We start from the raw sequence: 22463 nt of genomic DNA, 5'->3' as shown, positions 1-22463 counted from the left end.
GCGCCCCGGATTCAGCCCCCCAGGAGACCCACCCCATGCGAACCCTGCCGCCCGCGCTCCAGAAACTCTCCCTGCCCGTCATCGGCTCGCCGCTCTTCATCATCAGCAACCCGAAGCTGGTGATCGCGCAGTGCCAGGCCGGCATCGTCGGTTCGATGCCCGCGCTCAACGCCCGCCCGGCCGAGCAGCTCGAAGACTGGCTCGCCGAGATCACCGAGACGCTCGCCGCCTGGGACCGCGCGCACCCCGAGTCGCCCTCGGCGCCCTTCGCCATCAACCAGATCGTGCACAAGAGCAACGACCGGCTGGAGCACGACATGCAGGTCTGCGCCAGGTTCAAGGTGCCCATCGTCATCACCAGCCTGGGCGCGCGCGAGGACGTGAACCAGGCCGTGCACGGCTGGGGCGGCGTGGTGCTGCACGACATCATCAACAACCGATTCGCCCGCAAGGCCATCGAGAAGGGCGCCGACGGCCTGATCGCCGTGGCGGCGGGCGCGGGCGGCCATGCGGGCGTGAAGAGCCCGTTCGCGCTGATCCAGGAAATCCGCCAGTGGTTCGACGGCCCGCTGGCGCTCTCGGGCGCCATCGCCTCGGGCGGGGCGGTGCTGGCCGCGCAGGCCATGGGGGCCGACTTCGCCTACATCGGTTCGGCCTTCATCGCCACGCACGAGGCGCGCGCCCACGATGCCTACAAGCAGGCCATCGTCGATGGCGACTCCGACGACATCGTCTACAGCAACCTCTTCACCGGCGTGCACGGCAACTACCTCGCGCCCTCGATCCGCGCGGCCGGGCTCGACCCCGACAACCTGCCCGTCTCCGACCCCAGCAAGATGAACTTTGGCGGCGATGCCAAGAAGGCCTGGAAGGACATCTGGGGCTGCGGCCAGGGCATCGGCGCGGTCACCGAGGTGGCCGGCGCGGCCGAGCTGGTGGCCCGGCTGCGCCGCGAGTACGAGGCTGCGCGCGCCCGCCTCTCGCCGGGCTGAGTCCGCGGGCCGCTATCCGATTCATAGCGCGGCTTGGGGCACAATGGCGGCCCTGGCCCCGCCGGGGTCCGGCGCGTGCGGCCCGCGCCGGCCCGGCCCGCCCGCCAACCCACCCGTTTTCATTCCCTGCCGGTTCCTCCAGCCCGCGCGCATTCCGTGGCGGGCTTTTTCCGCATGCCTTCCTCGACCTCCCGCAGCACCCTGATCGATTCGGTGAAGGGGGTGGCCTGCGCCACCATCGTGGCCCACCACCTGGCCTTCTACGGTCCCATGTCCGACATCGCCCAGCCGCTGATGCCGGGGCTCATCGCGTGGCTGTACGAGTACGGCCGCATGGCCGTGCAGGTCTTCCTGGTGCTGGGCGGCTTCCTGGCGGCGGCGCGGTTCGCGGCCCAGGGCAGTGCGCGCTGGGGGGGCACGGGGCCGGAGATCGGCCGGCGCTTCGTGCGGCTGGCCGTGCCCTATGCCGTGGCGCTGGTGCTGGCCGTGCTGGCCGCCGCCGCCGTGCGGCCCTGGCTGGACCACCCGTCCGTGCCCGGCGGCCCGAGCCTGTCGCAGCTCGTGGCCAACGCGCTCATGCTGCAGGACATCGTGGGCGAATCGGCCCTCTCGGCGGGTGTCTGGTACGTGGCCATCGACTTCCAGCTCTTCGCGCTCACGGCCCTGCTGCTGGCGGCGGTGCGCCGGGGGGCCGGCGCCTCGGGCGGGGGCGCGGCGCTGGCCCTGCCGATCGCCCGCGCTGTCGTGGTGGCCGCCACCGCGCTCTCGCTCTGGGAGCTGAACCGCCACCCGGACCTGGACGTCTGGGCGGTGTATTTCTTCGGCGCCTATGGGCTGGGCATGATGGCCCACTGGGCCGTGCGCGCGCCGCGCGGCAGCGCCGCCGCCGCCGGCTGGCTGCTGCTGATCGGCGCCTGGGGCGCGGTGGCGCTGGCGCTGGAGTTCCGCGCGCGCATCGCCGTGGCCTGGGGCACCGCGCTGTGGCTGGTGCTGGCGCTGCGCTGGCTGGAGGCGCGGGCCGGTGCCGCGCAGGCGGGCATGGCGGGCGCGGCGGCGCCCCGCTGGATGGCTTGGCGCGCGTGGCCCGCGCAGCTGGGGCGCATGTCGTACTCGGTGTTCCTCGTGCACTTCCCCGTGTGCCTGCTGGTGAACGCGGCGGTCGCCACGGCCTGGCCGGACTCGCCCGCGGTGAACGCACTGGGCATGGCCCTGGCGCTGCTGCTGTCGCTGGCCGCCGGCCGGCTGCTCTACGACCGCGTGGAGCGCCACGTGCCGTCGTGGACGCTGGCGCTGCGCTGGCAGGCGGGGGTGGTGGGCACCGGGCTGGTGGTGGTGCTGGCGGCCGGCCGGCTGGGCTAGGAACGTATTTACGACGCGGCGTCGCTGAAGAGGTCCGGCGCCAGCGCGGCGATGCTGGCCTCGTAGGGCGCGGCATCGCCTCCCAGGCTGCGGGTGGCCTCCCCGGCGGTCTTCAGAACGCCGCGGCAGGCGGCGAGCATGGTGTCGGGCGACGACAGGCGCTGCCGCGGGCCCGACAGGGCGATGGCGCCCTGCAGCTCGCCGGTGACCGCGAACACCGGCGAGGACGCCGACGCCGTATCGGGTTCCCGCTCGCCATAGGACACGGCCCAGAGGCGGTCCCTGACCGGCGCCCAGTCTCCAGCCTCGGAACTGAAGGCCTGCAGCACCTTCCCGGAAGCCCCCTGCGCGATGGGGTATTCCTGGCCGATCGCCACGGAGGCCCGGACCGAACGGGCAGGCTCCACGCGGAACACCGCGACGCGCGCCTCCCCGTGGCGCACATAGAACGACGCCGTCTCGCCCGTCGCCTGGCTCAGCGCCTTGAGCAGCGGCTCGATGACGTGGCCCACGTGGAATGACCGCTGGTAGATCGCGGCCAGCCGCAGCGGCTGGGGCCCGACGGCGTACTGCCCATCCTGGAGCTTGCGGATGAAGCCGCCGTGCTCCAGCGCGCCCAGCAACCGCAGGACGGTGCTCTTGTAGAGGCCCGTGCGGCGCGAGAGCTCCGTCAGGGTCAGCCGGTCGTCGCCCGGCCCGAAGGCGGCCAGGAGCGCGAACGCGCGGTCGAGGACGGCGACGCCGCTGGTGTCCGGGGCGGCCAGGGGGGAGGGGTCAACCGGTTCAGTCATGGATTTCCAGGGGATCGGCGCGTGGATGCGGCAAACGCCGAGTGTGGCACGCGCCCGGGGGCCCCTTCGGGCGATGGCGGCATGCCTCCGGGGTACGGGAAAACCCCGTCGGGCACCCGGTGGGGTATCGTTATAGTTCTGTCTGATGAATTTACGTTCTATCAGATAGAACAAACAAGACCCCGCTCGCACCCCCAGGTGCGGCGAATTTCCGTGAGCATGACCGTGAGCAACTACCTGCCTGTAAGAGACGACTGGCTGGCATTGGCGCAGGAGCCGGTGCTGGAGCCCGAGCTGCCGATCGTCGATGCGCACCACCACTTCTACGACCGGCCGGGCTGGGTGTACCTCGCCGAGGACTACGCCGCCGATGCCGGCTCCGGGCATGGCGTGCGCGCGTCCGTGTACATGCAGGCGCTCACCCGCTATCGCGCGCACGGGCCCGAGGCCTTGAAGCCGGTCGGCGAGACGGAGTTCGTGGTGCGCGCCACGGAGCCGGGCTCCGCGGGGGGGCCGCGGATCGCGCTGGGCATCGTGGGCCATGGCGATCTGCGGCTGGGAGACGGCATCCGGGCCGTGCTGGAGGCGCACCTCGAAGCCGGCCGGGGCCGGTTCCGCGGCGTGCGGCACCTGACGACCTGGGATGCCGATCCCGCGCTGACCAATCCGCTGTCGGCCGTGCCGGCGGGCCTGCTGCGGGACAGCGCGTACCGCGCGGGCGTCGCGCACGTCGCGGCGCTCGGGCTCTCGTTCGACGCCTGGCTGTTCTTCACGCAGTTGCCGGAGCTGCTGGATCTGGCGAAATCGTTTCCCGGGATGCCCGTGGTCATCAACCACTGCGGCGGGGTGGTGCGCATCGGCCCCTATGCATCGCGCCGCGCGGAGGCCTTCGCGGCCTGGAAGCGGTCGATGCAGGAGCTTGCGGCACTGCCCAACGTGTTCGTGAAGCTGGGCGGCCTGGGCATGCGCATCAACGGCTTCGGATTCGAGGAAGGCGAGCGGCCGCCCTCGTCGCGGCACCTGGCCGACACCTGGCGGCCGTGGATGGAGACATGCATCGAAGCCTTCGGCGCGCACCGGTGCATGTTCGAGAGCAATTTCCCCGTGGACAAGGGTTCGTATTCCTATCGCACGCTGTGGAACGCCTTCAAGGCGATGACCTCCGCCGCGAGCCCTGGCGAGCGCCAGGCCCTGTTCGCGGGGACGGCCACCCGTGTCTACGGGCTCGCGGGCGGCGCGGCCGCCCCACGGATCACCGACTGACTGATTGAAGGAGACAAGAATGCAGATGCGCAAGGCATTGGCCCGAGGCGCTTTCGCGCTCGGCCTCGTGTTCGTGGGCGGCGGTGCGCTGGCCCAGGCCGCGTACCCCGACCAGCCCATCCGGCTCGTCGTGCCGTTCCCGCCGGCCGGGGGCACGGACGTCCTCTCGCGCCTCATCGCCAACGAGGTGGCGATGAAGGAAAAGATCACGTTCGTGGTGGAGAACAAGCCCGGGGCCGGCGGCAACATCGGCCTGGACGCGGTGGCGAAGGCGAAGAAGGACGGCTATACGCTGGGCACCGGGCAGACGGCGAACCTGGCCATCAACCCGACGCTCTACACGAAGATGCCGTTCGACGCGGCCAGGGATTTCTCCCCGGTGATCCTGCTGGCATCGCAGCCGGTGATCCTCGTGGTGCGCGCCGGGTCCCCGGTGAAGACCCTGGCCGACCTCAAGAGCCAGTCCCAGGGCCGGCAGCTCACGATGGCCTCCGCCGGCACGGGCACGGTCGGCCACATCAGCGGCGAAATGTTCGCCCGGCGCGCGGGCATCCGCATGATGCACGTGCCCTACAAGGGCGCGGGCCCGGCGACCAACGACCTGCTGGGCGGCGTGACCGACTTCTACTTCGCCACGCCGCCCACGGTCATCCCGCTGGTGAAGGGCGGCAAGCTGCGGGCCATCGCCGTCACCTCGCAGAAGCGCCTGGACATCCTGCCCGACGTGCCCACCGTCTCCGAGTCCGGCTATCCGGGGTTCGTCGCGGACGACTGGAAGGCCGTCGTGGCACCGGCGGGCACGCCCCCCGGGGTGATCGCGCGGATCAACCAGGTGATGAATGCCGCGCTGGCCCGCCCGGAGGTCGTCACGCGGCTGAAGGACGAGGGCAGCGTGCCGCGCGGCGGCACGCCCGCCGACCTGGGCAAGTTCATGCGGAGCGAGCAGGCCCGCTGGGGCGTCGCCGTGCGCGAGTCCGGCGCCACGGTCGATTGACGCGGCGCTTTCCGTTCCCAAAAACATCTCTGGAGACACCCATGCGATTCCAACCCATCCGCCGCGGCCTGCTGCTCGCGAGCGCGGCCTGCCTCGTCGGCACCGCGGCCTGGGCCCAGAAGCCCATCACGATCATCGTGCCCTATGCGCCGGGCGGCAGTGCCGACCTGGCCACCCGCGTCATCGCGCAGTTCGCGGCCCCCGGCGTGGGATCGCCCATGGTGGTGGACAACCGCACCGGCGGCGGCGGCATCGTGGGCTGGGGCGCCGCGTCGCGCGCGGCGCCCGACGGCAGCACCCTGCTGACCGTGGAGCTGTCGTATGCCATCGCGGCGGGGCTGCTGCCGAATCTTCCCTTCGATCCCCGAAAGGCATTCACGCAGATCACGACGGCGGTCAAGGTGCCCCACGTGCTGGTGGTGAACCCGGCCGTGCCCGCCCGGAACGTGCAGGAGTTCATCGCGCTGGCGAAGTCCCGGCCCGGCAAGCTCAACTACGGCTCCGGCGGCAACGGCACCAACACCCATCTCGCGGGAGAGCTGTTCAAGAGCACCACCGGCACGGACCTCGTGCACGTGCCCTACAAGGGCGCGGGCGCGGTGCTCACGGACCTGATGGGCAACCAGGTCCAGGCGCTCATCACCTCCGTGCCCACGGCGCTGCCGCACATCCGCAGCGGAAAGCTCAAGGCCCTCATGGTGACCGGCGCGGAGCGCAACGCCATGCTGCCCGAGGTGCCTACCGCGAAGGAGTCGGGCCTCCCGGGGATGGACATCGATTACTGGATCGGCATCGGCGCGCCGGCCGGTACCCCCCAACCCGTGATCGACAAGCTCGGCAGGGACATCAACGCCGCGCTGGCACAGCCCGAGGCGAAAAAGAAGATCGCGGACATGGGGTTCTCCGTGGTCGCGAACACTCCGGCGCAGGCGACGCAGTTCGTCCTCGGAGAAATCCAGCGCTGGTCCGCCATCATCCAACAGGCAGGCATCCAGCCGGAATGACGGGAAAGCAGCGAATGGCCATCAAACCCCTGGAGGGCGTGCGCGTCCTCGACCTCACCAACGTGCTCGCGGGCCCGTTCTGTTGCCACCAGCTGGCGCACATGGGCGCGGACGTGATCAAGGTCGAGGCCCGCCTGACCGGCGATCTGGCGCGCCAGCTGGGCGCCGACGTGGAGCTGAACCGCCGCAACATGGGCGTGTCGTTCCTGGCGCAGAACCCCGGCAAGCGCTCCCTCACGCTGAACCTCAAGAACGCGCGCGCCAAGGAGGTGTTCCGCAGGCTGGTGAAGACCGCCCATGTGGTCGTCGAGAACTTCCGCCCCGGCGTGATGGACCGCCTGGGGGTGGGCTACTCCGAGCTGCTCAAGGACAACCCGCGCCTCATCTACTGCGCCATCTCGGGGTACGGCCAGACCGGTCCGCTGCGCGACCTGCCCGCGTACGACCAGATCATCCAGGGCATGTCGGGGGTCATGAGCATCACCGGCAACGAGGCCTCCGCGCCCTTGCGCGTGGGCTATCCCGTGGCGGACACGATCGGCGGGATGACGGCCGCGTTCGCCGTCGCGGCCGCATTGGCGGACACGCAGCGCATCGAAGGCGTCTTCATCGACGTGTCGATGCTGGAGGCCACGATGGCCACCATGGGCTGGGCCGTGTCGAACTATCTCGTGGCGGGGCGCGAGCCTGTGCCGATGGGCAACGACAACGTGACCGCCAGCCCGTCGGGCACCTTCAGGACCGGCGACGGCCTGATCAACATCGCCGCCAACAAGCAGGAGCAGTTCGAGCAGGTCTGCAACGTGGTCGGGCATCCGGAATGGACCACGGACGCGCGGTTCTCGGATCGCTTCGCGCGGCTCAGGCACCGGGCGGAACTCACCGCGCTGCTGGAGGAGGCCATGCGGGGCCGCTCCACGGAGGACTGGTGGCAGGCGTTCAACGCGGCCGGCGTGCCGGCCGGCCCCGTGTATTCGGTGCCCCAGGTGCTGCAGACGCCGCAGATCGCCACGCGCGGCATGGTGGCCACCTACGGCAACGTGCCCGGCGTGGGCCGCGACGTGCGGCTGGTGCGCTCGGGCTTCAAGCTCAACGGCGAGGCGCCTTCGGTGGACTCGCCCCCGCCCGAGCTCGGGCAGCACACGGAGGCGATCCTCGCGGAGCTGGGCTTCGATGCGCAGGAGATCGACACCCTGAAACAGGAGCAGGCCGTATGACCACGAAAACCCCCGAAGAAGTCCGCCAGGGCGTGCGCGACTGGTGGCGCACTTCCATCATCGACATGGCCCCGGGAGAGATCCGCTATCGCGGCTACCCCATCGAAGAGCTCATCGGGCGGATCGGCTTCGCCCAGATGGTCTGGCTGATGACGCGCGGCGAGCTGCCGGGCCCGGCGCAGGCGCGGCTGCTGGATGCGGCGCTCGTCTCCGCCGTGGACCACGGGCCCCAGGCGCCCAGCATCGGTATCGCCCGGATGGCGGCCACCTGCGGCGTCGGGCTCAACAACGCGATGGCCTCGGCCCTGAACGTGCTGGGCGACGTGCACGGTGGCGCCGGGGAGCAGGCCGTGGAGATGTACCTGGACATCGCGGGCCGGATCGACGGCGGCGAGGACGAGGCCTGCGCGGTGCGCTCCGGGCTCGACGCGGCCATCGCACGCCACGGCAAGTTCGTCTCGGGGTTCGGGCACCGCTTCCATCCCCTCGATCCGCGTGCGCCCCGCCTGCTGGAGCTGGTCGATCAGGCGGCGTCGGCGGGCCACGTCACGGGCCGCTTCGCGCGCATCGCGCGCGCGGTGGAGGAGGAGCTGGCCGCGAGGAAGTCGGGCCGGCGCATCCCCATGAACATCGATGGCGCGACGGCCGTCATCTATGCCGAACTTGGTTTTCCCGCGCCGCTGGCGCGGGGGCTTTTCTGCCTGTCGCGCTCGGTGGGTATCCTCGCGCACGCCTGGGAGCAGACGCAGCAGGGAGGGCGGAACAAGGGGCCCATCCCCCGCGAATACCTCTGGAGCTACGACGGCCCGCCCCAGCGGGCGGTGCCCGACGAGCCGGTGCGCTGACGGTCACGCTGGCCCGTATCTTCAGCGGCCAGGCTGCTTTCCGTGAGGCCTTTCTTTCGCCGGGGGGGCCGCCTTCGCGCTAGGCCGCGTGCACGGCCTGGCGTCAGCGGCCGCCGTGCGGGTTGGCGGACTCGGCGGGCGGCTCGGGCTGGAGCGCCCGGGGCGGTCTTTCGGCGCCGGAAGGCACCGGCAGCACGGCCAGCGCGGGCAGGCCTTCGGCGGGCAGGACGACGGCCAGGGCGGCGCGCTCGCGGGCGCTGCGGCGCCGGTCGATGAACCAGGCCATGAAGGGCAGCAGCAGCATGGAGCCGGGAACCGCCCACACCAGCAGGTAGGGGCTCACGGAGGAGGCCGAGCGCATCACGTCGCGCAGGCGCTCGCGCTCCTCGGCGCTCCAGCGGCCCTGGCGGCGCTGGCGCAGAAGCCAGGCGACCGAGCCGCGCATGGTGGCCAGCTCCTTGCGGAAGCGGCTCTGCTCGCGCTGGTTGCCCGCGAGGAAGGCGCAGAACCACTCGGGCGTCCAGTCGCCCCGGCCCCAGCGGCGGGTGGCGGCGCACCGGCTCCGGGGGGCCGCGGGCGCGGGCTGCGCGGAGGCGGCGCCGGGCTCCGTTTCGGGGGCCTGGGGCGGGGAGATGGCGGCGGTGGAGGGCGGTGTCATGGTCGGCGGGCTGGACGGTTCTGCGCGGAGGGCCGGGCGCGTGCGGTGCGGCAGAGATGCACTGTGCCACGGAGCGAAATCTCGCGCAGCACCGAGTGTATTCCCGATGGCTGTATATTCATACAGTTTTCATCGAAAGGCACGCTCCATGCCCGAAGCCATCGTTCCGCTCCAGGCCATCAAGGGCCGGGGCGCGGCGGCGCGCACGCCGCACCGCTTCATGCGCGACGCGCGCGGCGCGTTCGACGACGGCTGGGGCGATCCCGGGGCGGGCGGCGTGGCCGATGCCCCGGCACCCCCGGCCACGCAGGTGATTCCCGAGACCGCGCGCAGCGCGATCTGCGCCAACGACTCGCCCGACATCTTCTTCGACCATTCCGTCAACCCCTACCGGGGCTGCGAGCACGGCTGCGTCTACTGCTACGCGCGGCCCACGCACAGCTACCTCAACCTCTCGCCGGGGCTGGATTTCGAGACGCGCATCATCGCCAAGTACAACATCGCCGAGGTGCTGCGCGCGGAGCTGGCCCGCCCCGGCCACGTGCCGCACCTGCTCAACGTGGGCTCGGCCACCGACTGCTACCAGCCCGTGGAGCGCGAGCTGGGGCTCACGCGCGCGGTGATCGAGGTGCTGCGCGACGCGCGCCACCCGTTCTCGCTCATCACCAAGTCGAGCGGCGTGGAGCGCGACATCGACCTGCTCGCGCCGCTCGCGCGCGACCGGCTGGCCGCCGCCTACGTCACCGTCACCACGCTCGACGCGGCCCTGGCGCGCCGCCTGGAGCCGCGCGCGGCCGCGCCGCACCGGCGGCTGCGCACCATCCGCGCGCTGGCCGAGGCGGGCATCCCGGTGGGCGTGAGCGTGGCGCCGCAGATCCCCTTCATCACCGAGGACATGGAGCAGGTGCTGGAAGCCGCGCGCGACGCGGGTGCCACCTCGGCCTTCTACACCGTCATCCGCCTGCCCTGGGAGCTGGACGGCCTGATGCGCGAATGGCTGGAGCTGCACTACCCGCAGCGCGCCGCGCGCGTGATGGCGCGCATCCAGGACCTGCACGGCCTGAGCGCCGAAGCGCGCGCGGCCGGGCGTACCTACGACAGCCGTTTCGCCACGCGCATGAAGGGCTCGGGCCTCTGGGCCGACCTGCTGCGCCAGCGCTTCATGGCGGCGTGCAAGCGTCTGGGGCTGAACCGCCAGCGCACCGAGTTGGACATGTCGCAGTTCCGGCCGGGGCTGGCGCGCGGGCAGGCCAGCCTGTTCTGACGGCCAGCGGCGGCGCTACTGCCGCGTGCGCAGTGGCTTGCGGGCGGATGCCATGGATGGCCTCCGGATCAGAGGGTGTCGCCTGGCACGCGCACCCAGCCCTCCATCAGCACGCGCGCGCTGCGGCTCATCAGGGCCCGTGTCACGACCCACTGGTCGCCGTCCCGCCGCACCTCGGCCCCCGCGCGCAGGATGCCGGAGGGGTGGCCGAAGCGCACGGCCCCGCGCGCGCCGCCGCCGCCCGCCGCTTGGTGGACCAGGGTGCCGGGGACCGCGGCGGCGGTGGCGATGGCCACGGCCGCCGTGCCCATCATCGCGTGGTGCAGCCGGCCCATGGACACCGCGCGCACCAGCAGGTCCACGTCGGCCGCGCGCACTGCCTTGCCGCCGGCGGCGGTGAAGTCGGCGGGCGGGGCGACGAAGGCGATCTTGGGGGTGTGCTGGCGCGTGGCGGCCTCGCCCGGGTCGCGGACCAGGCCCATGCGCAGCGCGCCGTGGGCGCGGACGGCCTCCAGGCGCTCCAGCAGGCGCGGGTCGCCGTTGACCGCGGCCTGCCCCTCGGTGCCCGCGAGGCCCAGGTCCGCGGCGTTGACGAAGATGGTGGGGATGCCCGACTGGATCAGCGTGGCCCGCAGGGTGCCCATGCCGGGAACGTGCAGGTCTTCCGCGACGTGGCCGGTGGGGAACATGGCGCCGCCGCCGTCCTCGCCGGCCCCGAGGAATTCCAGCGCCACCTCGGCGGCGGGAAAGGCCACGCCGTCGAGCGCGAAGTCGCCCGCCTCGCGCACCCGGCCCGCGGCCATCGGCACGTGGGCGACGATGGTCCTCGCGGTGTTGGCCTGCCAGATGCGCACCGTGCACGTGCCGTCCTCGGGCACGCGGCCGGCCGGCAGCAGGCCGCCGGCGATCGCGAAGGGGCCCACGGCGGCCGAGAGGTTGCCGCAGTTGCCCGACCAGTCCACGAAGGCGCCGTCGATGGAGACCTGGCCGAACAGGTAGTCCACGTCGTGCCCGGGCCGCTCCGAGGGCGAGACGATCACGGCCTTGGAGGTGGACGAGGTGCCACCGCCCATGCCGTCGATCTGCTGGCCGTAGGGGTCGGGGCTGCCGAGCACGCGCAGCAGCAGCCGGTCGCGCGCCGGGCCGGGCACGCGGGCCGCCCCGGGCAGGTCCTGCAGGCGGAAGAAAACGCCCTTGCTGGTGCCGCCGCGCAGGTAGGTGGCGGGGATGCGCAGGGGTGGAATTGCGGAGGTCATGGGTGGTGGAGGGATCGGTCGGTGCCGGAGGGGCCGGCGAGAAAGTCCCGCGCGAAGCGCTGCAGCACGCCGCCGGCCTCGTGGATGGCCGCTTCCTCGGCGGTGTCGAGCCGGCAGGCCACGGGCACGTGCAGCGCATCGCCGCCCGCGCGGTGGATGCGCAGGACCAGCGCGGCGCGCGGGGCGGGGGTGCCGAGCACATCGTAGGTTTCCGTGCCGTCCAGGCCCAGGGTGTGGCGGGTGGTGCCGGGCGGGAACTCCAGCGGCAGCACGCCCATGCCGATCAGGTTGGTGCGGTGGATGCGCTCGAAGCCCTCGGCCGCCACGGCCTCCACGCCGGCCAGGCGCACGCCCTTGGCCGCCCAGTCGCGCGAGGAGCCCTGGCCGTAGTCGGCGCCGGCGATGACGATCAGCGGCTGGCGGCGGCCCAGGTAGGCCTCGATGGCTTCCCACATGCGCATGACCTGGCCGCCGGGCTCCACGCGCGCGAGCGATCCGGCCACCACGCGGCCGTCCGGCCCGCGCACCATCTCGTTCATCAGCGTGGGGTTGGCGAAGGTGGCGCGCATGGCGGTGAGGTGGTCGCCGCGGTGCGTGGCGTAGGCGTTGAAGTCCTCCTGCGGCAGCCCCATGCGGGCGAGGTATTGCCCGGCGGCGGAATCCGCGAGGATGGCGTTGGAGGGCGAGAGGTGGTCGGTGGTGACGTTGTCGGGCAGGATGGCGAGCGGGCGCATGCCCCGCAGCGTGCGCGGATGCGCCGCCAGCGCGCCCGGGCCCTCGGTGTCCCAGTAGGGCGGGCGGCGGATGTAGGTGGAGGCCGGGCGCCAGGCGTAGCGCGCGGCCACCGGCGCCTGCCGTGCGCCGCGCGGGGCGAACATGGGGCCGTACACCGCGTGGAACATCTCCGGCTGCACGCAGCGCGCCACGATGGCGTCGATCTCTTCGTCTTCGGGCCAGAGGTCGCGCAGGCGGATCTCGCGGCCGCCCGCCACGCCCAGCACGCCGCGTTCGATGTCCAGGCGCACCGTGCCGGCGATGGCATAGGCCACCACCAGCGGTGGCGAGGCCAGGAAGGCCTGCCGCGCGTGGGGGTGGATGCGGCCGTCGAAGTTGCGGTTGCCCGAGAGCACGGCGGCGGTGGCGAGGCCCCGCTGCGCGATCTCCCGCTCGATGGCCGGGTCGAGCGCGCCCGACATGCCGTTGCAGGTGGTGCAGGCGAAGCCCACGATGCCGAAGCCCAGGGCCTCCAGATCGCCCAGCAGGCCGGCCTCGCGCAGGTACAGCTCCACCGTGCGGGAGCCGGGGGCGAGGGAGGATTTCACCCAGGGCTTGCGCGCGAGGCCCAGCCGGCGGGCGTTGCGCGCCAGCAGGCCGGCGGCGATCACGTTGCGCGGGTTGCTGGTGTTGGTGCAACTGGTGATGGCCGCGATGATCACCGCGCCGTCGGGCATCGGGCCCCCGGCCTCCGGCGGCCGGGCCATGCCCGCGTCCGGGCCGGTGGCGATGCCGTGCGCGGCCAGCTCGGCCGTGGGCACGCGCCGGTGCGGGCTGGAGGGCCCCGCCAGGCAGCGCGAGGCGCTGGAGAGGTCGAAGGCCAGCACGCGCCCGTATTCGGCGCGCGCGAGCGCATCGGCCCAGAGGCCGGCCGTGCGGGCGTAGGCCTCCACCAGCCGCACCTGCGCGGGCTCGCGGCCCGTGAGCCGCAGGTAGTCCAGCGTCTGCGCGTCGATGGGGAACAGGGCGGCGGTGGCGCCGTATTCGGGGCACATGTTGGCGATGGTCGCGCGGTCGCCCACGGTCAGGCCGCGCGCGCCCTCGCCGAAGAACTCCAGGTAGGCGCCCACCACCTTCCGCGCGCGCAGGAACTCGGTCAGCGCCAGCACGACGTCGGTCGCCGTGACGCCGGGCCCGGGCCGGCCGGTCAGCTCCACGCCCACGATCTCGGGCAGCCGCATCCACGAGGCGTGGCCCAGCATCACGCTCTCGGCCTCCAGGCCGCCCACGCCCACGGCGATCACGCCCAGCGCGTCCACGTGCGGCGTGTGGCTGTCGGTGCCCACGCAGGTGTCGGGGAAGGCCAGGCCGTCGCGCACGCACACCACGGGCGACATTTTCTCCAGGTTGATCTGGTGCATGATGCCGTTGCCCGGCGGGATCACGTCCACGTTTTCGAAGGCGCGCCGGGCCCAGTCGATGAAGTGGAAGCGGTCCGCGTTGCGCCGGTCCTCGATCGCGCGGTTGCCCGCGAAGGCGCCGGGGTCGGCGCCGCCGTGCTCCACGGCCAGCGAGTGGTCCACCACCAGCTGCACCGGCACCACGGGGTTCACGCACGCCGGGTCGCCGCCGGCATCGGCGATGGCGTCGCGCAGCCCGGCCAGGTCCACCAGGGCCGTGAGCCCCAGGATGTCGTGGCACACCACCCGCGCCGGAAACCACGGGAAATCCCGGTCGCGGCGGCCCTCGGCGATCTGCGCCAGGCATTCGTCCCGCAGCGCCGGATCGCAGCGGCGCACGATGTTCTCCGCGTGCACGCGGGCGGTGTAGGGCAGGCGGTCCCAGGCGCCGGGGCGCAGGGCCTCGACGGCCGCGCGGGCGTCGATGTAGTCGAGGGCGGTGCCCGGGAGCGGCTTGCGGTGGGGGTGGTGGTGCATGGCGGCCATGGAGGCGGGGGGGCCGGCGGCGTTCAGCCGCGCTGCTCGATGGGCACGAACCGCCGCTCCTGCGGGCCGGTGTAGTTCGCGCTGGGGCGGATGATCTTGTTGTCCAGGCGCTGCTCGATCACGTGCGCGGCCCAGCCGCTGGTGCGCGCGATCACGAAGAGCGGCGTGAACATCGCGGTGGGCACGCCCATCATGTGGTAGCTCACGGCGCTGAACCAGTCGAGGTTGGGGAACATCCTGCGGGCGTCCCACATCACGGTTTCCAGCCGCTCGGCGATGTCGAACATCCGGGTGGAGCCCGCCTCTTCGGACAGCCGCCGGGCCACGCCCTTGATGACGGCGTTGCGCGGATCGCTCACGGTATAGACCGGGTGGCCGAAGCCGATCACCACCTCGCGGGCTTCCACGCGGCGGCGGATGTCGGCCTCGGCCTCGTCGGGCGAGTCGTAGCGCTTCTGGATCTCGAAGGCCACCTCGTTGGCGCCGCCGTGCTTGGGGCCGCGCAGCGCGCCGATGGCGCCGGCGATCGCCGAATACATGTCGCTGCCGGTGCCGGCGATCACGCGCGCCGCGAAGGTGGAGGCGTTGAACTCGTGCTCGGCATAGAGGTTCAGGGACGTGTGCATCGCGCGCACCCAGGCCGGGGAGGGCGCCGCGCCATGGAGCAGGTGCAGGAAATGGCCGCCGATGGAGTCGTCGTCGGTATCGACCTCGATGCGCCGGCCGTGCGCGCTCCAGTGGTGCCAGTACAGCAGCATGGAGCCGAGCGAGGCCAGCAGCCGGTCGGCGATGTCGCGCGCGCCGGCGGGGGCGTGGCCCTCCTTCTCGGGCAGGATGCAGCCCAGGGCCGAGACGCCGGTGCGCATCACGTCCATCGGGTGCGCGCCGGCGGGCAGGCGCTCCAGCGCCTCGCGGGCGCTGGCCGGCAGGCCGCGCAGGGCCCGCAGCCGGGCCTTGTAGGCCTTGAGTTCGGCGCGCGTGGGCAGCTTGCCGTGCACCAGCAGGTGGGCGATCTCCTCGAACTCGCAGACCTCGGCGATGTCCAGGATGTCGTAGCCGCGGTAGTGCAGGTCGTTGCCCGTGCGGCCGACGGTGCACAGCGCGGTGTTGCCGGCCGCCACGCCCGAGAGCGCGACGGACTTCTTGGGCCGGAAGCCGGCCGCGGGGGCTTCGGCGGGGGCGAGGGCGGTGGGCGTGGCGGAGGTCATGCGGTGGTTTCCTGGGGCTGGGGAGAGGGATCGATGGCGGCGGGGCGCCCGGCCGCGTCCACGGCAACCATCTCGAAGACGCCCGAGAGGGCCTCCTCGCACGCGCCGCCGGGCCCGGTGGACAGCCCGGTCACGCACACGGTCATCGAGGTGCGTCCCACGCGGCTCACCCGGGCGCGCAGCGTGAGCTGGCGGCCCACCGGCACCGGCGCGATGAACCGCACCCCGGTCACGCCGGCCATCACCACCTCCCGCCCGGCGCGGCCGCGCGCGGCGAGGAACGCGGCCTGGCTCATCCACTGCAGGCCGTGGCCGGCGAACAGCGTGCCGCGGTGGTTGGCCTGCGCGGGCAGGACCAGCGCATGCGATTCAAGGGTGCCGTGGAGCGTTGCCATGCTTCGCAATTTACGCAGAGAATGCGCCACCGGGAAGCACTGAAAGGGCGAATCCTTGCGAAGCTGGAAGCGTGAATTTGCGAATTTTGCGAATGCCTTGGGGCAGGGGCTGGGAGGGCCGTGGTGAAGAAGATCTTCATGGGCGTGCGCCTGCGCAGCCTGCGGGCCGAGCGCGGCCTCTCGCAGGTGGCCATGGCGCACGCGCTGGGCCTCTCGCCCAGCTACCTCAACCAGCTGGAGCAGAACCAGCGGCCCCTCACCGTGGCGGTGCTGCTCAGGCTCCACCAGGCGCTGGGCGTCGATGTGCAGCAGTTCTCGGAGGACGAGGAGGCCCGGCTGGTGGCCGCCCTGCGCGAGGCGCTGGCCGACGCGCCCGAGCCCGTCGCCCTGCCCGAGCTGCAGGAGCTGGCCGCGCAGATGCCGTCGCTGGGGCGCGCGCTGGTCGCGCTGCACCGCCGGCACGCGGAGACGGCGGCGCGCCTGGAGGCCATGGCCCTGCGGGTGGGCGACGACCGCGCCGGCGCGCAGCCCGGGCATGCCATGCCCTACGAGGCGGTGCGGGACTTCTTCTTCGCCCACCGGAACCATTTCGACGGCATCGACCGCGCGGCCGAAGCGCTGGCCGGGGAGGCGGGCGCGGGCGGCGCGGCGCTGGCGGACTGGCTGGCGCGGCGCCTGCGGGAGCGGCACGGGGTGCACCTGGCGGTGGCCGGCGGCGCGGAGGACGGCCAGCGGCACTACGACCCCGCCACGCGCACCCTGCGGCTGCGCGCCACGCTGGACGCCGCGCAGCGGGGGTTCCAGATGGCCACCCAACTGGCCCTGCTGGAGCTGGGCGAGGCCCTGCAATCGCTCACCGACGCGGTGCCCCTGCGCGGCGACGCGGCCTCCACGCGGCTGGCCCGCATCGGCCTGGCCAACTATTTCGCGGGCGCGCTGCTGCTGCCCTACGGCCGCTTCCTGGAGGCCGCCGAGGGCCTGGGCTACGACATCGAACTGCTGGGCCAGCGCTTCGGCGTGGGCTTCGAGACCGTGTGCCACCGCCTGAGCACGCTGCAGCGGCCCGGGGCGCCGGGGGTGCCGTTCTTCTTCGTGCGCGTGGACCGCGCTGGCAACATCTCCAAGCGCCAGTCGGCCACCCACTTCCACTTCAGCCGCACCGGCGGCACCTGCCCGCTGTGGAACGTGTACGAGGCATTCGCCCAGCCCGGGCGCATCCTGCCGCAGCTCGCGAGCATGCCCGACGGGCGCGCCTACCTGTGGATCGCCCGCACCGTGTCGCGCGGCCAGGGCGGGTACGGCGCCCCGCGCAAGACCTTCTCCATCGGCCTGGGCTGCGACATCCGCCACGCGCCGCGCCTGGTCTATGCCAAGGGCCTGGACCTGCGCGACCCGGGCGCGGCCACGCCCATCGGCATGGGCTGCAAGGTCTGCGAGCGCACGCAGTGCCCGCAGCGCGCCTTCCCGTTCATCGGGCGCGCGCTGGACGTGGACGAGAACCTGAGCCGCTTCACGCCCTATGGGGCGGCCGGGGTGTGATGGGCGCAGTGAACCGCCGCATGCGCGGGGGGCGGGCCGCGGGGAATGCGCCCGGCACGCCGCGTCAGCGATTTCTGCGGGTCACCGTGTCCAGGAACCGCGACAGGTAGCTCTTTCCCCGGGGGCGTTCGGCATGCGGGTTACCCGGGGCCTGGAGAGACGACTCCGGCTCGGCGGGCCGCTGCCCCGCCTGGTTGCGCTGCCGGGCCAGGTCGTTGGCCGCGGCCGTGGCCACGGCCGCAGCTGCGGCTGCGGCCTCTTCATCGTTCTGCTCGGAGAGCCACCGGTGCAGCATGGATTGCTGGCTCTGCAGCGGCGCGGTCTCGTTGGCGCCCCGCGCGGGGCTAGCCGGGGGGTAGTTTCCTGTTGCGCGCTGCCTTCCGACGTCGCGGAGGGGATGGAGAGAAAATCGCGCGCCTCCTGGAAGTCGTCGTTGGATGACGACGCGGCAGGGGCCGGCTGTCCGGATGGCGCGGGCAACGTGGTCTCGGCTCCGCCTGGCTGCGCAGAGGCCTCGGCTCCGAGTTGCCGTGGCTGGGCTGCGGAGAGGGGAGCGTCGCGCAGCGGGGGCAGCCCTTGCCTGTCGTACTTCAGCATCGAGGCATCCGTCTCCCCGTTGGCGGGGTGCTCCCGGACGGATGCCAGGTCATGGACGGGGTCTGGCTCTCCGTCCGATATCCGCAGTTGGTCCAGGCCGGCCATTCTCGCGACTTCCTCGGGATTCTCTTCCGAGAGCCGCTGCCTCATCACGTAGTGCTGGTACGGCGCCGGTTGGCTGGTTTCCTGCGCGGGGTTGCCCTGGGGCCGGGTCTCGGCGGCATCGGTTTGCTGCGGGCGGCGGGCGTGGAAGGCAGGCTCGCGCAGCGGGGGCAGTCGGTCCTTTCTGTATGCGTTGATCGAAGCGCCCGATTCCTCGATGGCGGGGTGCTCGCGGCCCGAGGCCAGGTGGCGGGCGATGGCGATTTCCTGGTTGCTCAATCCGGCGCCCAGCAGGACGTCCCGCTGGTCTTCCCGGCGATCTTTCGCGTTTTCCGCGTCTCCCGCTTGGAAGGCATCCCGGATGGACGGATGCATGGGGGAGGCACCTTCCGCGGGTTCTTCCGGGATCGTTGTGAGTGTCGGTTGGAAGGGGGGCAGTGCCTCGCGGTCCCGTGCGAAGCTGTCGCCGCCTTGGGGCGCATTCCGGCCCAGGGCGAAGGTGTCGCTGCGCCGCGACGTGATCGCGGCGCTGGTTTCCCCGCTGATCGGTGTGGACTCCCCGCCGGGGACGCGCAGCGAATCGATGATGGCCTCGATGTTGTCGTCGTCCATGGAGTCGATGTCGAAGTCGTCCTCCATGCCATGGCTCTCCTGCGGCGACGACGTGGGCACCACGTCGGGGGCGGGTGGCGTGCGCGGCTCCGTGGTGGTGTCCGGCACCACCCCGGAGGGCTGCATCTGCGTGCCGGCGGCTGGGGCGTGTCCTGGGACGGCCTGCTGTCGTGGGGAGCCGACATGCTGCGGTTCGTCGCGGCCGTGCATGTGGGCGATGGCCGCCTGGATGTCTTCCTGCCGGTGCGCGTCCGCGTCGCTTGGTGCCGCCTGCCGGGGCGGCATGGCGCTGGGGTTGCCAGAGCCGGTGTTCCGGGACCGGACGACGTGCTGCGGTTCGTCGCGGCCGCGCATGTGGGCGATGGCCGCCTTGATGTCTTCCTGCCGGTGCGCGTCCGCGCCACTTGGTGCCGCCTGCCGGGGCGGCATGGCGCGGGGGCTGCCCAAGCCGGTGTTCCGGGACCGGAGGGCCGACAGCCGTCCCGCGTCGCTGGCCGCGGAGGAGCGCGAACCCGGGCGGGTGCCCGGGCCCGAACCGGAGCTGGAGCCGGCGGAGGTCTCGCCGCGGTGGGTGCGAAAGAATCGGCCGATCTGGAACTGCATGGTCGTGCTCTGAATCTGGGGTGGGGCGTGGGGGCTTTACTGATCCTCGTGTAAGTGTTCTGGAATGCTGGTGGCCGTCCGAAGCCATGGGCGGGAATGCGAAGCCGCCGGCCCCGGGCGCGCGGCCGCCCCCGGCGCGAGAACAATCTGCGGCCCCCGCCGCGAAAACGCAATGTGCTGCGGTTGCGCCGCGTGTTTCGGCGGCGCGCGGGCCGCGGAAATTCCTAAGCTCGGGGCGTGCGCGCATGCCGCGCCTTCCTCGTCCCCTTCAGGAGTTTTTCACCCATGGCCCTGCGTGACTTCAAAGTCCTCACCTTCGACGTCGTCGGCACCCTCATCGATTTCGAGGGCGGCATGCTGGCATACCTGCGCGAGGCCGTGCCCGGCTCGCCCGTGACCGACGAGGCCTTCCTCGCGGCCTACCGCGCGGCGAGGAAGAGCGGTGACACCGATGCCTACCCCGACGACCTCGTGCGCTGCTGGCACGTGATCGCGCCGCAGCTCGGGCTGCCGGACAGCGACGCGCTGGCGCAGGGTTTCCGCGATTCGGTGCCGCGCTGGCCCGCCTTCCCCGACGCGCCCGAGGCGCTGCAGCGCCTGCGCCGGCACTTCAAGCTGGTGACCATGACCAACGCCCAGGCCTGGGCGCTCGCGCATTTCGACCGCACGCTCGGCTCGCCCTTCGACCTGCTGCTCTCGGCCGACGACGCGCTGTGCGAGAAGCCCGATGCGCGCTACTTCGCCTATGCGCGCGGCCGCTACGAGGCCGCCTGGGGCTTTCGCCAGGCCGACAACCTGCACGTGGCGCAGAGCCAGTACCACGACATCGGCATCGCGCGGCAGCTGGGCATCCGGAGCTGCTGGATCGAGCGGCGCCACGGCATGAAGGATTCGGGCGGCACCATCGAGGCCGCGCACACCGTGCCCGACTACCACTTCCACACCCTGGCCCAGCTCGCCGACGCCGTGGAGGCCGGGCAATGAGCCTGGGGGGCCGCGAGGCCCTGGAGGGCCTGGAAGCCATCGCCCGGCCCGTGGCCGACCTGCTGCCCGATCTCGCCGCGCTGCGGCGCGATCTGCACGCCCACCCCGAGCTGGCCTACCAGGAGCGGCGCACCGCCGGCATCGTGGCGCAGTCGCTGCGCCTGCTGGGCCTGCAGGTGCACGAGGGCCTCGGCGGCACGGGCGTGGTGGGCACGCTGCGCGCCGGCACCGGCCCGCGCAGCGTGGGCCTGCGCGCCGACATGGACGCGCTGCCCATGGTGGAGCTGGGCCGGCAGGCGCACGCCAGCCGCCACCCGGGCGCGCACCACGGCTGCGGGCACGACGGGCACACCAGCATGCTGATCGGCGCGGCCCGGCAGCTGGCGCGCGCGGGCGGCATTGATGGCACGGTGCATTTCATCTTCCAGCCCGCCGAGGAAGGCCAGGGCGGCGCGCGCCGCATGATCGAGGACGGCCTGTTCGAGCGCTTCCCGTGCGACAGCGTCTATGCCCTGCACAACTGGCCCGACCTGCCGCTGGGCGCGGCGCGCACGCGCCCGGGGCCCATCATGGCGGCGGCCGACCGCTTCGACATCACGGTGCGCGGGCGCGGCGGCCATGCCGCGCAGCCGCACCACACGCCCGACGCCATCCTGGCGGCGAGCCAGCTCGTCGCGCAGCTCAACACCATCGTCGCGCGGCGCATCGACCCGGGCGAATCGGCCGTGCTCTCGGTCACGCGCATCGAGGGCGGGCAGAGCCACAACGTGCTGCCGGCCGAGGTGCGCATCACCGGCACCGTGCGCAGCTTCGACGCCGAGGCGCAGGACCGCATCGAGGCCGCGCTGCGCGCCGCGTGCGAGGGCATCGCGCTCGCGAGCGGCACGGCGGTGGCAGTGGACTATTCGCGCTACTACCCGGCCACCGTCAACACCGCCGCCGAGGCCGCGCTGGCGCTGGAGGCGGCTTCGGCCATCGGCCTGCAGGCCGGCGTGGCGCCGCGTCCGGCCTTTACATCGGAGGATTTCGCCTTCATGCTCCAGCGCCGGCCCGGCGCCTACCTCTGGCTCGGCCAGGGCCGCGCCGATCCCGGCCCCGAGGGCGAGCGCCCGCTGCACCACCCGTGCTACGACTTCAACGACGACGCCCTGCCGCTGGGGGTGCGCTGGTTCTGCGAGGTGGCGCGGCGCGCGCTGGCCACGGCGCCGTGATTCCGCCTCGTTCCGTCCTGTTCGTCCGTTCCGGGAGCTTCCATGAGCATCACCATCCTTCGCCAGACCGTCAGCATCGCCGGCCTTGAAGAGCAGGGCCTGCCCGCCAGGCCCCTCAGCTCGCCGCCGTGCCGCTTCAGCGGGATCGATGTCGATCTGTCCGGGGCGGGGGAGAGCAAGACGGGGATCTGGGAGTGCACGCCGGGGAAGTTCGAGCGGCAACTGGTGCAGGCGGAGGTGATGCACATCCTGTCGGGGGCTTGCACGTTCACGCCGACGGGCGGGGAGGCGCGGGCGATCCGGGCGGGGGATACGTTGTTTTTTCCGGAGGATACGAGGGGGGTGTGGGAGGTGACGGAGACGTTGAGGAAGGTGTTTGTGGTTTTTGGGTGAGGTCGGTGTGTTTGTTGGGTTCTTTGCTATTGTTTTTGTAGTTGCTGGTGGGTTAAGTTCCGGGGCCGGGATTGCGCCCGGCGGCGCACCTACTTTCTTTTGCTTCGCCAAAAGAAAGTAGGCAAAGAAAAGGCGACCCTACTGTCTGCGTCCCTCCGCTTCGCTGCGGGCAACCTGCGGTGCTCGGTCGCGGGGCGCGGCTGCGGAACTCGCTACGCGCTGGCGCGCTGCGCTCGGACAACCGCAGCCAGTCAGATCACGAAGCGGATGTGTCCTGCGGCACATCCGCGCGCCCCGCGCCCTGTGCTCCTCGGCGCATCCAGAAGGGAGGCTGCCACACGGGCCATCGCGTTGCTCGGCCCTCCATCCATACGGGCCATCGCTGCGCTCGGCCCTGAGGCGATACGGGCCGTTGCTTCGCTCGGCCTGGTGCGCGGCGCGCAGCGCTCGCGCATCGGGGGCCGAGCGCAGCGATGGCCCGTGTGCTCCCCACCCTTCTGGATGCGCCTGGGGCGC

General features: G+C 72.4%; 19 protein-coding genes. 12 read left to right on the top strand and 7 right to left on the bottom strand.

The window, feature by feature from the left end; genetic code table 11:
* Positions 1-35 precede the first annotated feature (35 nt).
* Both AX018_RS13490 and AX018_RS13485 read left to right on the top strand, forming a co-directional pair.
* Complete coding sequence (locus tag AX018_RS13490; protein ID WP_111877816.1) at positions 36-992, top strand: NAD(P)H-dependent flavin oxidoreductase; 957 nt, start codon at positions 36-38, stop codon at positions 990-992.
* Positions 993-1166: 174 nt separating this feature from the next.
* Positions 1167-2351 carry an acyltransferase family protein gene (locus tag AX018_RS13485; protein ID WP_111877882.1) on the top strand — a complete coding sequence of 395 codons (1185 nt, stop codon included), beginning with the start codon at positions 1167-1169 and terminating at the stop codon, positions 2349-2351.
* Between the two features lie 8 nt (positions 2352-2359).
* Here AX018_RS13485 and AX018_RS13480 read toward each other — a convergent pair whose 3' ends face one another.
* A complete protein-coding gene (locus AX018_RS13480; protein ID WP_111877813.1) occupies positions 2360-3142 on the bottom strand; it encodes an IclR family transcriptional regulator in 783 nt (260 codons plus the stop codon).
* Between the two features lie 219 nt (positions 3143-3361).
* Here AX018_RS13480 and AX018_RS13475 point away from each other — a divergent pair, with 219 nt between their 5' ends.
* From AX018_RS13475 to AX018_RS13455, 5 genes are read left to right on the top strand one after another with little or no spacing between them, the layout of a single operon-like run.
* Complete coding sequence (locus tag AX018_RS13475) at positions 3362-4405, top strand: amidohydrolase family protein (RefSeq protein WP_111877810.1); 1044 nt, start codon at positions 3362-3364, stop codon at positions 4403-4405.
* 25 nt (positions 4406-4430) lie between these two features.
* Positions 4431-5399, top strand: coding sequence for a Bug family tripartite tricarboxylate transporter substrate binding protein (locus AX018_RS13470; protein WP_245951548.1), 969 nt, complete (start codon positions 4431-4433; stop codon positions 5397-5399).
* Positions 5400-5440: 41 nt separating this feature from the next.
* Complete coding sequence (locus AX018_RS13465) at positions 5441-6403, top strand: tripartite tricarboxylate transporter substrate binding protein (RefSeq protein WP_111877804.1); 963 nt, start codon at positions 5441-5443, stop codon at positions 6401-6403.
* A gap of 14 nt (positions 6404-6417) precedes the next feature.
* Positions 6418-7620, top strand: a complete 1203-nt coding sequence (locus AX018_RS13460) for a CaiB/BaiF CoA transferase family protein (RefSeq protein WP_111877802.1) — start codon at positions 6418-6420, stop codon at positions 7618-7620.
* On the top strand, positions 7617-8465 hold the full coding sequence (locus tag AX018_RS13455) for a citryl-CoA lyase (protein WP_111877799.1): 849 nt from the start codon (positions 7617-7619) through the stop codon (positions 8463-8465). Before AX018_RS13460 ends, AX018_RS13455 begins: the two co-directional genes overlap by 4 nt.
* A gap of 103 nt (positions 8466-8568) precedes the next feature.
* Here AX018_RS13455 and AX018_RS13450 read toward each other — a convergent pair whose 3' ends face one another.
* The gene (locus tag AX018_RS13450; protein WP_245951546.1) at positions 8569-9123 is read right to left on the bottom strand and encodes a hypothetical protein; all 555 of its coding nucleotides are present in this window, start codon (positions 9121-9123) and stop codon (positions 8569-8571) included.
* Positions 9124-9271: 148 nt separating this feature from the next.
* On the opposite strand from AX018_RS13450, the gene AX018_RS13445 reads away from it, so the two are divergent.
* On the top strand, positions 9272-10387 hold the full coding sequence (locus AX018_RS13445; protein WP_111877797.1) for a PA0069 family radical SAM protein: 1116 nt from the start codon (positions 9272-9274) through the stop codon (positions 10385-10387).
* A gap of 68 nt (positions 10388-10455) precedes the next feature.
* Here AX018_RS13445 and prpF read toward each other — a convergent pair whose 3' ends face one another.
* The 4 genes from prpF to AX018_RS13425 are packed head-to-tail and all read right to left on the bottom strand — an operon-like array spanning position 10456 to position 15906.
* Complete coding sequence (prpF, locus tag AX018_RS13440) at positions 10456-11643, bottom strand: 2-methylaconitate cis-trans isomerase PrpF (RefSeq protein ID WP_111877795.1); 1188 nt, start codon at positions 11641-11643, stop codon at positions 10456-10458.
* Positions 11640-14294, bottom strand: a complete 2655-nt coding sequence (gene acnD, locus AX018_RS13435; RefSeq protein WP_111877880.1) for a Fe/S-dependent 2-methylisocitrate dehydratase AcnD — start codon at positions 14292-14294, stop codon at positions 11640-11642. The genes prpF and acnD overlap by 4 nt, the downstream gene beginning before the upstream one ends.
* A gap of 32 nt (positions 14295-14326) precedes the next feature.
* On the bottom strand, positions 14327-15511 hold the full coding sequence (gene prpC, locus AX018_RS13430) for a bifunctional 2-methylcitrate synthase/citrate synthase (RefSeq protein ID WP_111877793.1): 1185 nt from the start codon (positions 15509-15511) through the stop codon (positions 14327-14329).
* Entirely contained in the window at positions 15508-15906 is a 399-nt protein-coding gene (locus AX018_RS13425; RefSeq protein ID WP_111877791.1) for an acyl-CoA thioesterase, read from the bottom strand. Before AX018_RS13425 ends, prpC begins: the two co-directional genes overlap by 4 nt.
* A 123-nt stretch (positions 15907-16029) precedes the next feature.
* Here AX018_RS13425 and AX018_RS13420 point away from each other — a divergent pair, with 123 nt between their 5' ends.
* Positions 16030-17445, top strand: coding sequence for a short-chain fatty acyl-CoA regulator family protein (locus AX018_RS13420; protein ID WP_111877877.1), 1416 nt, complete (start codon positions 16030-16032; stop codon positions 17443-17445).
* Positions 17446-17526: 81 nt separating this feature from the next.
* On the opposite strand, the gene AX018_RS13415 is transcribed toward AX018_RS13420, so the two are convergent.
* Entirely contained in the window at positions 17527-19359 is a 1833-nt protein-coding gene (locus tag AX018_RS13415) for a hypothetical protein (RefSeq protein WP_111877790.1), read from the bottom strand.
* A 285-nt stretch (positions 19360-19644) separates the two neighbouring features.
* Between AX018_RS13415 and AX018_RS13410 the strand changes: the two genes are divergently transcribed.
* Genes AX018_RS13410 through AX018_RS13400 form a run of 3 tightly spaced genes read left to right on the top strand, consistent with a single transcriptional unit; the run spans position 19645 to position 21947 of the window.
* Complete coding sequence (locus AX018_RS13410; RefSeq protein ID WP_111877789.1) at positions 19645-20343, top strand: HAD-IA family hydrolase; 699 nt, start codon at positions 19645-19647, stop codon at positions 20341-20343.
* Entirely contained in the window at positions 20340-21554 is a 1215-nt protein-coding gene (locus tag AX018_RS13405) for an amidohydrolase (protein ID WP_111877788.1), read from the top strand. Before AX018_RS13410 ends, AX018_RS13405 begins: the two co-directional genes overlap by 4 nt.
* A gap of 42 nt (positions 21555-21596) precedes the next feature.
* Positions 21597-21947: a cupin domain-containing protein gene (locus AX018_RS13400; protein WP_111877787.1), complete on the top strand. Its 351-nt coding sequence runs from the start codon at positions 21597-21599 to the stop codon at positions 21945-21947.
* Positions 21948-22463: the final 516 nt, after the last annotated feature.

Origin of the sequence: Paracidovorax anthurii (assembly GCF_003269065.1) — a bacterium.
GTDB classification, from domain to species: Bacteria; Pseudomonadota; Gammaproteobacteria; order Burkholderiales; family Burkholderiaceae_C; genus Paracidovorax; species Paracidovorax anthurii.
Note: the sequence above shows the minus strand (reverse complement) of the source record. Positions and strands in the feature narration are given on the sequence as shown.

Coding starts and splice junctions, on each gene's coding strand:
- AX018_RS13490 (WP_111877816.1), top strand. CDS start 36: ATGCGAACCCTGCCGCCCGCGCTCCAGAAACTCTCCCTGCCCGTCATC.
- AX018_RS13485 (WP_111877882.1), top strand. CDS start 1,167: ATGCCTTCCTCGACCTCCCGCAGCACCCTGATCGATTCGGTGAAGGGG.
- AX018_RS13480 (WP_111877813.1), bottom strand. CDS start 3,142: ATGACTGAACCGGTTGACCCCTCCCCCCTGGCCGCCCCGGACACCAGC.
- AX018_RS13475 (WP_111877810.1), top strand. CDS start 3,362: ATGACCGTGAGCAACTACCTGCCTGTAAGAGACGACTGGCTGGCATTG.
- AX018_RS13470 (WP_245951548.1), top strand. CDS start 4,431: ATGCGCAAGGCATTGGCCCGAGGCGCTTTCGCGCTCGGCCTCGTGTTC.
- AX018_RS13465 (WP_111877804.1), top strand. CDS start 5,441: ATGCGATTCCAACCCATCCGCCGCGGCCTGCTGCTCGCGAGCGCGGCC.
- AX018_RS13460 (WP_111877802.1), top strand. CDS start 6,418: ATGGCCATCAAACCCCTGGAGGGCGTGCGCGTCCTCGACCTCACCAAC.
- AX018_RS13455 (WP_111877799.1), top strand. CDS start 7,617: ATGACCACGAAAACCCCCGAAGAAGTCCGCCAGGGCGTGCGCGACTGG.
- AX018_RS13450 (WP_245951546.1), bottom strand. CDS start 9,123: ATGACACCGCCCTCCACCGCCGCCATCTCCCCGCCCCAGGCCCCCGAA.
- AX018_RS13445 (WP_111877797.1), top strand. CDS start 9,272: ATGCCCGAAGCCATCGTTCCGCTCCAGGCCATCAAGGGCCGGGGCGCG.
- prpF (WP_111877795.1), bottom strand. CDS start 11,643: ATGACCTCCGCAATTCCACCCCTGCGCATCCCCGCCACCTACCTGCGC.
- acnD (WP_111877880.1), bottom strand. CDS start 14,294: ATGCACCACCACCCCCACCGCAAGCCGCTCCCGGGCACCGCCCTCGAC.
- prpC (WP_111877793.1), bottom strand. CDS start 15,511: ATGACCTCCGCCACGCCCACCGCCCTCGCCCCCGCCGAAGCCCCCGCG.
- AX018_RS13425 (WP_111877791.1), bottom strand. CDS start 15,906: ATGGCAACGCTCCACGGCACCCTTGAATCGCATGCGCTGGTCCTGCCC.
- AX018_RS13415 (WP_111877790.1), bottom strand. CDS start 19,359: ATGCAGTTCCAGATCGGCCGATTCTTTCGCACCCACCGCGGCGAGACC.
- AX018_RS13410 (WP_111877789.1), top strand. CDS start 19,645: ATGGCCCTGCGTGACTTCAAAGTCCTCACCTTCGACGTCGTCGGCACC.
- AX018_RS13405 (WP_111877788.1), top strand. CDS start 20,340: ATGAGCCTGGGGGGCCGCGAGGCCCTGGAGGGCCTGGAAGCCATCGCC.
- AX018_RS13400 (WP_111877787.1), top strand. CDS start 21,597: ATGAGCATCACCATCCTTCGCCAGACCGTCAGCATCGCCGGCCTTGAA.